This window comes from Streptomyces sp. NPDC025806, assembly GCF_055558275.1.
Window position 1 is genome coordinate 727,260 of sequence record NZ_JBVHMU010000001.1, and the last position, 14,449, is coordinate 741,708.

Sequence of the window (14,449 nt, forward strand, 5' to 3'; positions counted from 1 at the left end):
CGGGGAACTGCGCGACCAGCCCCCACCGGCCCGCACCCGGCGACGCGAGCGTCAGAACCCGTGGCGGAAGCCGCCGTCGACCGGGAGCATGACACCCGTCAGATAAGAGGCGGCCGGCGAGAGGAAGAACGCGGCGGCCCGCCCGAACTCCTCCGGAGTCCCGTACCGCCGCAGCGGAATCCGCGACTCGTTGGCGAGCCGCGTCGCCTCCGGATCCGCCGAGAGCCCGTCCAGCTCGCGCACGCGATCCGTGTCGATCCGCGCCGGCAGCAGCCCGACGACCCGGATCCCGCGCGGCCCCACCTCGTTCGCCAGCGACTTCGCGAACCCGGCGAGCCCCGGCCGCAGCCCGTTGGAGATGGTGAGCCCGGGGATCGGCTCGTGCACGGAGCCGGAGAGCACGAAGCCGATGACCCCGCCCTCGCCGAGCTCGCCCGCCGCCGCCCGCGCCAGCCGCACCGCGCCGAGGAAGACGGACTCGAAGGCCGACTGCCACTGCTCGTCCGTGTTGTCGGCGGCGAAGCCGGGCGCCGGTCCGCCCACGCTGATCAGCATCCCGTCGAACCGCCCGAACCGTTCGCGCGCGGCCTCGATGACCCGCTCCGCGACCCGGGGATCGGCGTTGTCGACGGCGACGCCGTGCGCGTTCGGCCCGAGCGCCTCCGCGGCCTCGGCGACCCGCTGCTCGTCGCGCCCGGTGATGATCACCTTGGCGTCGTCGGCGACCAGCTCGCGGGCGGCGGCGTTGCCGAGGCCCCGGGTCGCGCCGGTGACTACGTAGACACGGTCCTTCAGTCCAAGATCCATGCCCTCTATCCTGCCCCGCCCGGCCGCGCCGCGCCGAGGTGGGTCAGACCGCGGCCGCGGGCACCTCGTCGGCGTCCGCTCCGGCCTGCGCGGCCTCCTCCTCGCGGCGGCGCCGCTCGCGCAGCTCGCGGCGGAGCAGGACCACCCAGCCCACGGGGACGGCGGCGGCGAACAGCCACCACTGATAGGCGTACGCGTAGTTCAGCGCCGCGTCCTCGCTGCCGGGCTTCCCGATCGGTTCGGGGGTGCCGTGCGCGGGGTCGGGGGCGGTCAGAACGACGTAGCCGCCGAGCACCTTCGCGTTCAGGCGGGCGGCCTCGCGCTCGCTGTCGATCAGCATGATCTGCCGGTCGGGCAGGCCCTTGAGGTCCTTGATGCCGCTGGCCTCGGTCGTCTCGTCGGGCATGAGGCGCCCGGTGACGGTCAGCTCGCCGCGCGGCGGCGCCGGGATCTTCGGGAAGGCGGTCTGGCTCGGGCCGTTCGCCGGGATCCAGCCCCGGTTGACCAGCAGGACCTTGCCGTCGGTCAGGACGAACGGGGTGAGGACGTGGTAGCCGACCTCCTCGTCCGCGTTGACCCGGCGCCGGACGACGACCTCGTGCTCGGTGTCGAAGCGGCCCCGCGCGGTGACCGAGTGGTACCGCTCCTTGCTGGTGACCGTGTGCCCCGGGGAGGTCAGCTCCTCGGCGGGGACGGGCTTCGCGTCGAGCGCGTCGGTGACCAGCTGGTTCCGCGCGGTGCGCTCGTCGTAGCGGTGCATCTGCCAGATGCCCAGCCGGATCATCGTGGGGATGAGGACGAGGGCGACCAGCGTGAGGATCACCCACTGCCGGGTCAACAGGAAGCGGTACACGCTGACGACGGTACCCCGGCACGCGACGGCCCCCGACGGGCGGGTCCCGTCGAGGGCCTCAGGGGGTCGTAGGGGGGCGGCTCAGACCTTGTCGACGATGCCCACCCGCCCCTCGGCGCGGGAGCAGTGCGCCCCGCAGTACCAGTGCCCGTCGACCTCGACGCCCTGGCCGATGATGCGGCACCGGCAGTGCTCGCAGATGGGCGCCATGCGGTGGATGGCGCAGGAGAAGCAGTCGAAGACGTGCACCGCGCCCTGCGCGTGCACCTCGAAGGACATCCCGTAATCGTTTCCGCAGACCTCACAACGTGCCATGCGCCACAGGGTGGGTCCCCCGGGCGCCGGCGGGCGAGCGGGTGCGGGGCGAGTCGCCCCGCAATCACCCGTCTGACGCCCCCGGCCGCCTCAGCGCTTCTCCGCCGGGGTGACGTCCTGCAACAACTGTCCGAACGCGGCCTCGTCCACGACCGGTGTGCCGAACTGCTTCGCCTTCACGGCCTTCGAGGTGTACGAGTCCGGGTCGTTGGTCACCAGGAGGCTGGTGAGCCGGGACAGGCTCGTCGCCACGTGCAGCCCCGCCTCGACCGCGCGGTCCTCGAGGAGCTCCCGGTCCACCGACGTGTCCCCGGAGAACGCGACGCGCATCCCCTGCTGGAGCGCCTTGCCCGGCTCGTAGCGGCCCGGGTTCGGGTACGGGCACGCCGGCCGCTTGCGCGCGGGCCGCCAGGTGCCCCCGCCGCCGCCCCGGTACGCGGACTGCGCCTGGCGCGGCACCGGGGTCCGCCCGGCGGTGTCGACCCACTCGGTGAGCGGGCGGCACTCGAGCAGCGGCAGCCGCACGTTCCCCGCCGCCGCCTTGCGCAGGCTGGGGCGGAAGGCCTCCGCGAGCACGCGCGCGTCGTCGAGGGCGTGGTGCGCGTGCTGCTGCACGACACCGAAGTGCGCGGCCAGCGACTCCAGCTTGTGGTTGGGCAGCGGGAGCGCCAGCTCCTTGGAGAGCGCGATCGTGCACAGCCGCTGGCGCACCGGGGCGGTGCGCTTCGCCCGCGCGTACTCGCGGGCGATCATCGACCAGTCGAACACCGCGTTGTGCGCGACCAGGACGCGGCCGTCGAGCCGCGTCGCGAACTCCTCGGCGATCTCCGGGAACAGCGGCGAGCCCTCCAGGACGTCCGTCGTCAGACCGTGGATCCACACCGGTCCCGGATCCCGCTCCGGGTTCACCGTCGTGTACCAGTGGTCCTCGACCTCGCCGCGCGCGTCCAGACGGTAGACGGCAGCCGAGATGATCCGGTCGTCCTTGGACAGGCCGGTGGTCTCCACGTCGACGACCGCGTATCCCTTGGGGTACGCGGCCGGCCAGGGAGTGTCGGAGGCTGCGGTCGTACGGTCTTCGAGCATGGTCCATGAGGATACGGGCCCGCACCGACAGTCCCGCGCCCGCCCGGGCCCCTTTCCGCCCGGACGAGTCAAGCCCCGGGCTCCAGAAGCGACTTCACGAGCGCCCGTACGGACGTGGTGAACAGGGCGTCGCAGTCCACCGGTCCGGCGAGCGCGCGGGCGAGCGCCTCGTCGCCCTCGGCGGCGGCCGTGTCCCACAACTCCTCCTCGCCCGGCCGCTGCACGGGAGCCCGTTCACGATTCCGCTCGACCAGGACATACCCGACAATCTGGAACTGCACCGCGCGGACCGCCCCCGCGGCCCGCGCCCCGCGCAGCCCGGCCGCGTGAACCTCGCGCACCAGGGCGCGCTGCGCGGGCAGGAGCATCCGCTCGGTCAGGCCGCGCTCGTGGACCATCGCCACGAGGTGCGGATGCGCGCGCAGCTGCCGGCGCAGCGTGCGGGCGACGGAGACGACCCGCTCGGCCGGAGTGGCGCCGCGCGGCCGGATCGCGCCGAGCTCGGCGACCGTGCGCTCCACGAGGGCGTCCAGCAGGGACTCGCGGTTGCCGACGTGCCAGTAGATCGAGGTGACCGCCGTGCCCAGCTCGGCCGCCAGCTTGCGCATGGTCAGCGCCTCGGGGCCGTGCTGCCTGACCAGGCCCGCGGCCGTGGCCAGCACCTCCTCGCGGGTGAGTGCGGTGCGCGCCATGTCCGGCCCTCTTCTCGGTGAAGATCCGTCAACTTCCGTACGTGCACGTGTCTTTACCCTTCATCGGTGCCGGTGTAACTGTGTTACAGGCGCCGCGCGAACGACCCCCATCACGTCTTCGACGAAGGGCGGTACGACATGGCACGCGTACGGTACGGAGCGCGCAGCGAGGCGGAGATCGCCGCCGCGCGCACCGCGAGCAGCAAGCTTCCCGACATCTGGTCCACCGGCGTGGTCGCCGTGTGGGAGTCCGACCCCGACGCGGTCGCCGCGGTGCTCCCGCCGCCGCTCAAGCCGACCGCCCGGCCCCTGGTCCGGGCCAACATCAGCAAGGTCGACCTGCCCGGCTACCCGCTCGGCGCGGGCTCGGTCGCGGTGGCGGCCGAGCACGGGGGAGTGGAGGGCTGGTATCCGCTGGTCATGCCGATGACCCACGAGCGGGCCCTGATAGGCGGCCGTGAGGTCTTCGGCGAACCCAAGAAGCTCGGCGAGGTCACCGTGGAGCGCGACGGACTCGTCGTACGGGCCGCGCTCGCCCGGCACGGCATCGCGTTCGTCGAGGTGCGCGGCGCCGTCAGCGGCGACCTGCCGCTGCCCGAGCCGGCGCAGAAGACCGACTTCTACTTCAAGTTCCTGCCCGCGGTGGACGGTTCGGGCTTCGACGCCGACCCGGTCCTCGTGCACTGCGTGCGCAACGAGAAGGTCAGGAAGCTGGAGCAGGTCACCGGCGACGTCGTCCTACGTGAGTCCATGTACGACCCGGTCGCCGACCTGCCGGTGCGCACGCTCGTGGAGCTCACCATCGGCGAGAAGACCACCGACCAGAAGGGGAAGGCCGTCGAGCGGGTCAGTGCCCAGGCCCTCCTGCCGTACATCCACCAGCGCTACGACGACCCGCAGCAGATCCTCGACGGGCCGCCCGAGGGGAGCGTGTGACATGGAGCTGCGCGAGGGACAGGTCGCCGTCGTCACGGGCGCGGCCAGTGGGATCGGGCGCGCGATGGCGCGGCGGTTCGCGGCCGACGGCCTGAAGGTGGTGCTCGCCGACGTCGAGAAGGGCGCCCTGGAGGCGGCCGCCGCCGAACTGCGCGACGAGGGCGCCACCGTGCACGCGCGCGTGGTCGACGTCGGTGACCGCGAGCAGGTCATGGCGCTCGCCGAGGACACGTACGCGACCTTCGGCGCCTGCCACGTGCTGTGCAACAACGCGGGCGTCGGCTCCGGTGCCGAGGGCCGCATGTGGGAGCACGAGCCCAACGACTGGAAGTGGGCGTTCGACGTCAACGTGTGGGGCGTCTTCCACGGCGTCCAGGCGTTCGTGCCGCGCATGCTCGCGGGCGGCGAGCCGGGCCACGTCGTCAACACCTCGTCCGGCGACGGCGGCATCGCCCCGCTGCCCACCGCTTCCGTGTACGCGATCACCAAGGCGGCCGTCGTCACCCTCACCGAGTCGCTGTACGCGCACCTGAAGGCGGAGCACGCGCGAGTGGGCGCCTCCGTGCTCTTCCCCGGCCCCCACATGCTGCGCACCGGCCTGTGGGAGTCGCACCGCAACCGGCCCGACCGGTTCGCCAAGGAGCGCCCGCGCAGGACGCCGTACCGCAGCCTCGACCAGTGGGAGGCCGCCATGAAGGAGGCCGGTCACGAGGTCGCCTTCACGCCCGTGGAGGACGTGGCGGACCTCGTCGCGGAGGGCATCGCGGCCGACCGTTTCTGGCTGCTCCCCGAGAGCGAGCACAGCGACCGGCAGATCCGGGCGCGCTCGCAGTCGATGCTGGACCGGGCGAACCCGGCCTATCTGGAGAACTTCATTCTCGACTGACCTCGACCGCCCCCTCGACTGACCCCTCAGAGGAGGGACGCACGATGAGCGACCAGGACCCCTACCTGATCATCTCCTCCGACTGCCACGCCGGGCTGCCCACCGAGGAGTACCGGCCCTATCTGGACAGCCGCTTCCACCGCGCCTTCGACGAGTTCCTCGGGGAGCGCGACGCCCGGCGCGCGGAGGCGACCCGGCTCGGCATCCGCAACGACGCGTTCGCCGCCAAGTGGTTCCAGGACAACGAGGAGGGGCTGCGCGGCGGCTGGGACGCCGCACAGCGCCTCAAGGAGCTCGACGGCGACGGGGTGGCCGCCGAGGTCGTCTTCCCCGACGCGGACGCCGTCGACAGCCAGACGGCGGCGCCCTTCGGCGTCGGGCTCGGCCTCTCCGGCGACCAGGACCCCGAGCTCGGCATGGCCGGCGCGCAGGCGCACAACCGCTGGCTCGCCGAGTTCGTCTCCCAGAACCCCGAACGGCACTGCGGCGTCGCCCTGTTGCCGATCACGGCCGACCCCGACAAGGTCGTCGCCGAGGTGCACCGCGCCAAGGAGTCGGGGCTCGGCGCCCTGATGATCCCGTCCATGTGGGTCGACAAGGACCCGTACCACGCGGCCCGTTACGACCCCGTGTGGGCGGCGGCGGCCGAGTGCGGCATGCCCGTCGTGACCCACTCCGGCGCGGCCCCGCGCCACGAGTACGGCGACCACCTCGGCATCTACGTCAGCGAAGTGACCTGGTGGCCGGCCCGCCCCCTGTGGTTCCTGCTCTGGTCCGGCGTCTTCGAGCGCCACCCCGGCCTCAGGTTCGGCGTCGCCGAGTCCGGCTGCTGGTGGCTGCCGAACCTCCTGTGGTTCATGGACCGCCTCTACCTGGGCGCGCACGGCGGCAAGAAGCTCTCCCCGTTCGCCGAACTCAAGCGCCCGCCGCACGAGTACCTCGACCGCCAGATCTTCGTCTGCGCCACCAACACCAAACGCCGCGAACTCGCCCAGCGCTACGAGATCGGCGTCGACAACATCCTGTGGGGCAGCGACTTCCCGCACCCCGAGGGCACCTGGCCCGACACGCGCGCGTGGCTGCGCAGGACCTTCCACGACATCCCCGTCGCCGAGACCCGCCGCATGCTGGGCCTCGCTGCCGCCGAGGTCTTCGGCTTCGACACCGAGAAGCTGGCCCCGCTCGCCGCCCGCATCGGACCGACCCCCGCCGACCTGGGCCAGGACGCCGACCAGAGCGCCGTCGAGGCCTCCTGGGCCCGCTCGCGCGAGGTCGGCCGGCACTGGCTGACCGACCACGACTTCCCGACCCTGGGGGTGACCCCGTGAGCGCACCGGACCGCTACACGGTGATCTCGGCGGACTGCCACGCCGGCGCCGATCTCCTCGACTACAAGCCCTACTTGGAAAAACGCCACCACGACGCCTTCGACGCCTGGGCCGCGACCTACGTCAACCCGTACGAGGATCTGCTCGCCGACACCGCCGACCGCAACTGGAACTCCGACCGGCGCGTCGCCGAGCTCGAAGCGGACGGCATCGTCGCCGAGGTCGTCTTCCCGAACACCATCCCGCCGTTCTTCCCCTCGGCCGCGCTCATGGCCCCCGCGCCCACCCGCGAGGAGTTCGCGCTGCGCTGGGCCGGACTACGCGCCCACAACCGATGGCTGGCCGACTTCTGCGCCGCCGCCCCGGGCCGCCGCGCGGGCGTCTTCCAGATCCTCCTCAACGACGTCGACGAGGCGGTGAAGGAGATCCGCAGGTCCGCCGACGCGGGCCTCAAGGGCGGCCTCCTGCTGCCCGGCACCCCGCCCGGCTCGGGCCTGCCCGAGCTGTACTCGTCGGCGTACGACCCGATCTGGCGGGCCTGCGCCGAGCTCGGCGTCCCGGTCAACCACCACGCGGGCTCCGCGTCCCCGCCGCTCGGCGACGAACCGGCGGCCCGCGCGGTGTTCATGGTCGAGACGACCTGGTTCTCGCACCGCGCCCTGTGGCACCTCGTGTTCGGCGGCGCCTTCCGCCGCCACCCCGAGCTGAAGCTCGTCCTCACCGAACAGGGCTCCGGCTGGATCCCCGGCGTCCTGGACATGCTGGACTACTACCACGGACGTCTCGTGGCGGCCGCCGGCAAGGCCACCACCGCCGAGTCCAAGTTCGGCGCCGGCCTCGCCGACTCCATGGGCAAGGGCCCCTCCACAGTGTGGCGCGACAACTGTTTCGTGGGCGCGAGCTTCATGCGCCCCCACGAAGTGCCGCTGCGGGAGCGCATCGGCCTCGACAAGATCATGTGGGGCAGCGACTACCCGCACGACGAGGGCACGTACCCGTACACGCGCGAAGGCCTGCGCATCTCCTACGCGGGCCTGCCCCGCGACGAGATCGCCGCCATGGTCGGCGGCAACGCCGCCCGCGTCTACGGCTTCGACCTCGCCCGGCTCGACCCGATCGCGGCCCGCGTCGGCCCCACCGTCGCCGAGATCGACGAACCGCTCAAGGAGCCGCCGGCCGACGCGACCAGCCCGGTGTTCGCGACAGGGGGTTCGGTCCGGGTCTGGTGAGCCGGACAGTGTCATGCTCGTGCCGTGACCGAACCCACCCGGAGCGATCCGACACACGACGAGGCCCACGGCGGCGCGCTCGGCACCCGGCTCAACTGGCTGCGCGCCGCCGTCCTCGGCGCGAACGACGGCGTGGTCTCCACCGCGGGACTCGTCGTCGGCGTCGCCGGGGCCACCAGCGACCGCGGCACCCTGCTCACCGCCGGGCTCGCCGGACTGCTCGCCGGCTCGATGTCCATGGCCGCCGGCGAGTACGTGTCCGTCTCCACCCAGCGCGACTCCGAGAAGGCCGCCATCGCCCAGGAGCGGCGCGAACTCGCCGAGGATCCGGCGGCGGAGCTGGAGGAGCTGACCGGGCTGCTCCAGGGGCACGGACTCAGCGCCGAGGTGGCCCGGCAGGCCGCCGTGCAGCTCACCGCGCGGGACGCCCTGCGCGCCCACGCGCGCGTGGAGCTCGGCATCGACCCCGACCAGCTGACCAACCCCTGGCACGCGGCCTGGGCCAGCTTCCTCGCCTTCACCGTCGGCGCCCTGCTCCCGCTGCTCGCGATCGTGCTGCCGCCCACCGCGCTCCGGCTGCCCGTGACGGTCGGCTCCGTCCTCGTCGCGCTCGCCTTCACGGGCTGGGGCAGCGCCCGCACCGGCGGCGCCCGCGTCGCCCCCGCGGTGTGGCGCAACGTGCTGGGCGGTGCGCTCGCGATGGGGGTCACCTACGCGGCCGGCTCTTTGTTGGGAGCCACCGGAGTCTGAGCCTTTACCCGGGGTAATACTTGTCGGTAACTGCCTCTAGTCCTGGCTCGGTCCGCGCACTTACGGTGCACACATGTCCGCTTCCAGCCTCCCCGACGTCGTCCTGTGGTCGATACCCGCCTTCGTGCTGCTCACCGTCGTCGAGATCGTCTCCGTACGGATCCATCCCGACGAGGACGCCGCCGGGTACGAGACCAAGGACGCGGCCACCAGCATCACCATGGGGCTCGGCAGCCTCGTGTTCGACTTCCTGTGGAAGATCCCGATCGTCGCCATCTACACGGCGGTCTACGAACTGACCCCGCTGCGGATACCGATCCTGTGGTGGACGCTCCCGCTGATCCTGCTCGGCCAGGACTTCTTCTACTACTGGCAGCACCGCGGCCATCACGTCATCCGCATCCTGTGGGCCTGCCACGTCGTGCACCACAGCAGCCGCAAGTTCAACCTCTCCACGGCGCTGCGCCAGCCCTGGACCAGCCTCACCGGCTGGCCGTTCTACCTCCCGCTGATCGCGCTCGGCGTGCACCCGGCGGCCCTGGCCTTCTGCTACTCGGTCAACCTCGTCTACCAGTTCTGGATCCACACCGAGCGCATCGACAAGATGTGGCGTCCCTTCGAGTTCCTCTTCAACACCCCCTCGCACCACCGCGTCCACCACGCCTCGCAGGGCGGCTACCTGGACCGCAACTTCGGCGGCATCCTCATCGTCTGGGACCGGATCTTCGGCTCCTGGGTCGCCGAGACCGAGCGCCCCGTCTTCGGCCTCACCAAGAACATCAGCACCCACAACCCGCTGCGCGTCGCCACCCACGAGTACGCGGCCATCGCCCGTGACCTCAGGAGCGCGGGCAGCTGGCGCGAGCGCGCCGGACGCGTCTTCCGCGGCCCCGGCTGGCAGCCCGAGCCAGCCTCCGCCGCCGCCCCGCAGCAGGTCACCGAGGGAGCCGCGTGAAGCTGCCCGCGGCCCTGCGCACCGCCTTCTTCGCCCTGTGCGCGGTGGATCTCGTCGCGCTCCTGGCCGACGTCCACGCCGTCCACGTGGCCGTCAAGCCGCTCCTGATGCTCGTCCTGCTCGCCCACGTGATCGCGCGCGGCGGGCCCCGGCTGCTGTGCGCCGCGGTGCTGTTCGGCTGGGGCGGCGACGTCCTGCTCCTGTTCGACGACGATCTCGCGTTCCTCGCCGGCATGGCCTCCTTCGCCGTCGGGCACGTCTGCTACCTGCTGCTCTTCAAACGGCTCGGGACGCCCCGGGCGCGCGGCACGATGCTCGGCGTCGTCTACTGCGTGGTGCTCGTCAACACCGTCGCCGCGCTGTGGCCGGACCTGCCCGCCGACCTGCGGATCCCCGTCGCCGCCTACAGCGTGCTGCTCACGGCCATGGCGTACGGCTCCTCGCGGCTCGGCAAGGTGGCGGGCATCGGCGGCGCGCTGTTCCTGCTGTCCGACACCCTCATCGCCATGGGAGTGGCCGAGTGGCCGGAGCTGCCGCGCCCCGACTTCTGGGTCATGCTCACCTACGTGGCGGCGCAGTACCTGCTGGTCCAGGGAGCCCTCGAAGAGCGGACGGAGCGCGGGGCGGCGTACGGTGAGGAGCGGGCCGAGACCCGGCCCACCCCGCACTGACCTGCAAGGACACCCCATGCGCGCCACCACCATCCACGCCCCGTACGACATGCGGGTCGAGGACGTCCCCGAGCCCGTCGTCGTACTGCCCACGGACGCCGTGGTCCGCGTCCTGCGCGCCTGCATCTGCGGCAGCGACCTGTGGGCGTACCGGGGCGAGGCCGCGCGGGAGCCGGGGCAGCGCATCGGGCACGAGTTCCTCGGGATCGTCGAGGAGACCGGCGGCGAGGTGGCCGGAGTCCGGCGCGGCGACCTCGTCGTGGCGCCCTTCATGTGGTCCGACGGCGTGTGCGACTACTGCCGCGAGGGCCTGACCACCTCCTGCGTGCACGGCGGCTTCTGGGGCGCGGTCGGCTACGACGGCGGCCAGGGCGAGGCCGTGCGCGTCCCGTTCGCCGACGGCACCCTGGTGCGGCTGCCCTCCGACGCCGCGTCCGACGACCACCTGCTGACCGCCCTGCTGACGCTCTCCGACATGATGGGCACCGGCCACCACGCGGCCCTCGGCGCGGGCGTCCGCGAGGGCTCCACCGTCGCCGTGGTGGGCGACGGAGCCGTGGGCCTGTGCGCCGTTCTCGCGGCCAAGCGGCTCGGCGCCGAGCGGATCATCGCGCTCGGCCGCCACGAGGCCCGCACGGACATCGCACGCCGCTTCGGCGCCACGGACGTCGTCGCCGCGCGCGGCGAGGCGGCCGTCGAAGCCGTCCGCGAGCTCACCGGCGGCCAGGGCGCGCACGCCGTCGTCGAGGCCGTCGGCACCGAGCAGTCCATGAACACCGCCGTGCACATCACCCGCGACGGCGGCGCCGTCGGCTTCGTCGGCGTCCCGCACGGCAGCGCCACCGGCCTCGACCTCACCGTCATGTTCGACCGGAACATCGCGCTGCGCGGCGGCGTCGCCCCGGTCCGCACCTACATCCCGCAGCTGCTGCCCGACATCCTGAACGGCACGATCGACCCGTCGCCCGTCTTCGACCTGACCGTCGGCATCGAGGACGTCCCCGCCGGCTACAAGGCGATGGACGAGCGCACCGCCCTCAAGGTCCTCGTCACCAACGACTGACCCGCGCGGAGCGGGGCGTCACCAGCGGATCGGGAGCGGCACGGCCGTCAGCACAGCCGACACCGCCACCACGACCCCGAGCACCACGACCTCCGCACGCGCGGGCACGTACGCGCGCGTGCGGACCCGCGCCCCGCGTCGGCCGAGCCTGAGCCGCGCGGCCAGCGCCAGCGCGGCGACGACGGCCACGAGCAGCGCCTTCGCCAGCAGGGTCCGCCCGTACGCCGTCCCGGTCAGCTGGTCCAGGACCGTGCCCGGCGGCATCCGGCGCAGAGTGCTGCACACCCCGGTCGCCGTGAGGGCGGCGAGCAGCAGCGCGGCCACGCGCGCGTAGCGGCTCAGCAGCGCCGTGCCCGCCATGGGGTCGGCGGCGCGCCAGGCCCGCAGGGTGCGCAGCGCGTACAGCAGCCCGCCGACCCACAGGGACGCGCTCGTCAGATGCACGAGCGTGAGCCCCGACCCCAGCAGCGCGCTGTCCTCGGTGGGCGGATGCGCGCGCAGCGCCTCCGCGACGACCACCGCGGCCAGCGGCAGCAGGGCGCGGTCCGGCCGCCCGGAGCGTGCGCACAGGGCCGCCACCAGGAAGGCGTTCACCTCCAGGAGGGCGAGGGTGCCGTCGCGCGTCCCGTAGAGGCCGCCGATGTCGAGGTCGCCGAAGCCGCGCGGGATCAGGTTCCCCGCGGAGACCACGGCGGCCAGCCCGAGCGCGGCGGCGAACCCGGCCCACGCGGCGTACGCGGACCACCGGCGCGGCGCCCGCAGCTCCGGCGCCACCCGCCGGGCCAGGAAGCCCGCGAACAGCTCGCCCGCCTGCACGCTCAGCGCCCCGAACAGCACCGCCCGCAGCAGCGCGATGCCGCCCGTGCCCGGAGCGGCCGCCTCGCCGGTGCCGTGGAGCGCCGCCCGCGGCCCGAGCATCGGGATCAGCGCCGCGAGGGCGACCAGGACGAGCACGGCGACGGCCCGCCCGGGTCCCGCGGGGCGCGCGGGCGCGGACATTTCGGTGGTGGGCGGTATCGAACTCACCACTGGATCTTCACCATCCGCCACGGATCCGGGCAAGTGCAGCGGAACGAAGGGAGTAAGGGGAAGGAACAAGAAGGGGCCGGGCGGCACACGCCACCCGGCCCCTCAGGAACAGACGTCCCGCTACTTGACTGCCTTCAGCGCGTTCACGATGCCGCTGCCGTAGAAGCCGTTGTCCGCCGTGCTGCCCTTGCACCAGGCGTCGACGACACCGTCGCCGTTGCCGTCGTAGTCGGCCGGGCAGGCCTGCTCGTCGGCCTGCGCCTTCATCATCGCCTGCAGCTCCGCCGGCGACGCCTTCGGGTGCGCCGACTTCAGCAGCGCCGCGACACCCGCCGCGTGCGGCGAGGCCATCGACGTGCCCTGCAGCCAGCCGTACTGACCGCCCGGCAGGATCGACAGGATGCGGCCGTTCTTCGACGGGGTGTCCGGGATCTGGTACTTGTCACCGCCCGGCGCCGCGATGTCGATGGCGTTGCGACCGTACGTCGAGTAGTACGACTTGGCCTTGTTCACGCCGGTCGCGCTGACCGTGACGACACCCTTCAGCTGGGTCGGCACGTCGAAGCACTTGTGCGGGTCGATCGTGCGCTCCACCGCGGTCGAGTCGTCCGGGCTGGAGTCGTCCAGGATCGCGTCCGAGTCGAGGTCGTGGTTGGAGTTGCCGGCCGAGGCCAGGTTCAGCGTGCCCTTGCGCTGGGCGTACGTCTGGGCCCGGTTCACCGCGTCGACGATGGCCCGCTGGTCGGGGTCGTCCATGCAGTTGTACAGCCACGGGTCCACGTAGTAGCTGTTGTTGGTGACCTCGATGCCGTGGTCGGCGGCGAACACGAAGGCGCAGACGACGGCCTCCGGGTAGAACAGCTCGCTGACCGGGTCGGCCACCTTGATGCCCGCGACCTTCACGCCCGGCGCGACACCGGCGACGCCCACGCCGTTGCGCGGGGCCGCGATCTCACCGGCGACGTGCGTGCCGTGGTAGTGCTCCGGCGTCGCGGGACGCCAGGCGCCCGGCGAGGTGTCCGCCTTGCCGCCGACACAGTTCGCCGACTGCGACGGCGAGAAGTTCGCGGCGATGTCGGGGTGCGTGTCGTCGACGCCCGTGTCGATGACACCGACCGTGACCTTGCTGCTGCCCGGGTTGATCTTCGCGGCCTGGTCCGCGCCGATGGCCCGGAGGTCCCACTGGTCGGCCTCCATCGGCTCCTGACCGGGGGCGGCCTCGGCGGCGAGCTTCTGGGCGTCCGCCTTCGAGAGCTTCTGCACGGCGCCCTCGTCGGTGGTGCCGGCCAGGCTCAGCGGCGCGGTGCGCGTGGCACCGGCCGAGGCGACGCCCTCGGTCGCGCGCAGCTGCTTGCCGAAGTCGGGGTTGGACGCGTGGACGACGAACACGCCTATCTTCGCGTACGTCTCGACTATGGAACCGCCGGCCGCGGATATCGCCTTGCTCACCGAGGCGATGGTGTGCGCGTCGGTGCTGCGCGTGTTCACCACGTAGGAGAGCGAACCGGCCTCGGAACCGGCCGTCACGGCAGGGGAGTCGGCGGGTGCGGCGACCGCGGAAGGCAGGAAGCCGAAGGAAGCCGTCAGAGCGATGCCGATCGGCAGGGCGAGGGCCATGCGGCGTCTGGCAGGCAGATGAGCCATGGGATCTCCACATCATCCGTCGTAGCGGGCGAATAAGGGAAAGCCCGGGACACAGGTGGTGCCCGGGCAGGTACATGACGTGTGGTGCGGCCTGAAGGTATCGCTGATCCCGCAGGTCAGCAACGGATTCGTAAATAAACAGGCGGAGTTGAACCACTCCCAGCGTGTCCCCGTGCCGTTGTGCAGGGAGCACGCGGGTGATCAG

15 protein-coding genes are annotated in these 14,449 nt (G+C 72.5%); 8 read left to right on the forward strand and 7 right to left on the reverse strand.

The genetic code is table 11. The features are described from left to right. Window positions 1-51: 51 nt before the first annotated feature. The 5 genes from ACZ4E1_RS03320 to ACZ4E1_RS03340 form a co-directional block, all read right to left on the reverse strand. Entirely contained in the window at window positions 52-807 is a 756-nt protein-coding gene (locus ACZ4E1_RS03320; RefSeq protein ID WP_467535291.1) for an SDR family oxidoreductase, read from the reverse strand. 43 nt (window positions 808-850) lie between these two features. Beyond that, a complete protein-coding gene (locus ACZ4E1_RS03325) occupies window positions 851-1,660 on the reverse strand; it encodes an SURF1 family cytochrome oxidase biogenesis protein (RefSeq protein ID WP_467535293.1) in 810 nt (269 codons plus the stop codon). An 81-nt stretch (window positions 1,661-1,741) separates the two neighbouring features. Beyond that, window positions 1,742-1,975, reverse strand: coding sequence for a hypothetical protein (locus ACZ4E1_RS03330; protein WP_188339667.1), 234 nt, complete (start codon window positions 1,973-1,975; stop codon window positions 1,742-1,744). A gap of 90 nt (window positions 1,976-2,065) precedes the next feature. Further along, the gene (locus ACZ4E1_RS03335) at window positions 2,066-3,061 is read right to left on the reverse strand and encodes a DEDDh family exonuclease (protein ID WP_467535295.1); all 996 of its coding nucleotides are present in this window, start codon (window positions 3,059-3,061) and stop codon (window positions 2,066-2,068) included. 68 nt (window positions 3,062-3,129) lie between these two features. After that, entirely contained in the window at window positions 3,130-3,753 is a 624-nt protein-coding gene (locus ACZ4E1_RS03340; RefSeq protein WP_467535297.1) for a TetR/AcrR family transcriptional regulator, read from the reverse strand. Between the two features lie 138 nt (window positions 3,754-3,891). Here ACZ4E1_RS03340 and ACZ4E1_RS03345 point away from each other — a divergent pair, with 138 nt between their 5' ends. From ACZ4E1_RS03345 to ACZ4E1_RS03380, 8 genes are all read left to right on the forward strand, one after another. Further along, window positions 3,892-4,689, forward strand: a complete 798-nt coding sequence (locus tag ACZ4E1_RS03345) for an acetoacetate decarboxylase family protein (protein ID WP_467535299.1) — start codon at window positions 3,892-3,894, stop codon at window positions 4,687-4,689. 1 nt (window position 4,690) lies between these two features. Continuing rightward, entirely contained in the window at window positions 4,691-5,575 is an 885-nt protein-coding gene (locus tag ACZ4E1_RS03350; protein WP_467535301.1) for an SDR family NAD(P)-dependent oxidoreductase, read from the forward strand. A gap of 44 nt (window positions 5,576-5,619) precedes the next feature. Beyond that, complete coding sequence (locus tag ACZ4E1_RS03355) at window positions 5,620-6,903, forward strand: amidohydrolase family protein (protein ID WP_467535303.1); 1,284 nt, start codon at window positions 5,620-5,622, stop codon at window positions 6,901-6,903. Beyond that, on the forward strand, window positions 6,900-8,132 hold the full coding sequence (locus tag ACZ4E1_RS03360; protein WP_467535305.1) for an amidohydrolase family protein: 1,233 nt from the start codon (window positions 6,900-6,902) through the stop codon (window positions 8,130-8,132). Before ACZ4E1_RS03355 ends, ACZ4E1_RS03360 begins: the two co-directional genes overlap by 4 nt. 24 nt (window positions 8,133-8,156) lie before the next feature. Further along, window positions 8,157-8,882: a VIT1/CCC1 transporter family protein gene (locus tag ACZ4E1_RS03365; RefSeq protein WP_467535308.1), complete on the forward strand. Its 726-nt coding sequence runs from the start codon at window positions 8,157-8,159 to the stop codon at window positions 8,880-8,882. Window positions 8,883-8,955: 73 nt separating this feature from the next. Further along, on the forward strand, window positions 8,956-9,837 hold the full coding sequence (locus ACZ4E1_RS03370; protein ID WP_467535309.1) for a sterol desaturase family protein: 882 nt from the start codon (window positions 8,956-8,958) through the stop codon (window positions 9,835-9,837). Next, a complete protein-coding gene (locus tag ACZ4E1_RS03375) occupies window positions 9,834-10,508 on the forward strand; it encodes a lysoplasmalogenase (protein ID WP_467535311.1) in 675 nt (224 codons plus the stop codon). The genes ACZ4E1_RS03370 and ACZ4E1_RS03375 overlap by 4 nt, the downstream gene beginning before the upstream one ends. A gap of 16 nt (window positions 10,509-10,524) precedes the next feature. Further along, the gene (locus ACZ4E1_RS03380; RefSeq protein WP_467535312.1) at window positions 10,525-11,571 is read left to right on the forward strand and encodes a zinc-dependent alcohol dehydrogenase family protein; all 1,047 of its coding nucleotides are present in this window, start codon (window positions 10,525-10,527) and stop codon (window positions 11,569-11,571) included. Window positions 11,572-11,589: 18 nt separating this feature from the next. Here the strand turns inward: ACZ4E1_RS03380 and ACZ4E1_RS03385 are convergent, their stop codons facing one another. After that, window positions 11,590-12,570 (reverse strand): CopD family protein, encoded by a 981-nt coding sequence (locus ACZ4E1_RS03385; RefSeq protein WP_467535429.1) that lies wholly within the window; start codon window positions 12,568-12,570, stop codon window positions 11,590-11,592. A 150-nt stretch (window positions 12,571-12,720) separates the two neighbouring features. Further along, window positions 12,721-14,244 carry a S8 family peptidase gene (locus ACZ4E1_RS03390; protein WP_467535313.1) on the reverse strand — a complete coding sequence of 508 codons (1,524 nt, stop codon included), beginning with the start codon at window positions 14,242-14,244 and terminating at the stop codon, window positions 12,721-12,723. Between the last annotated feature and the right edge of the window lie 205 nt (window positions 14,245-14,449).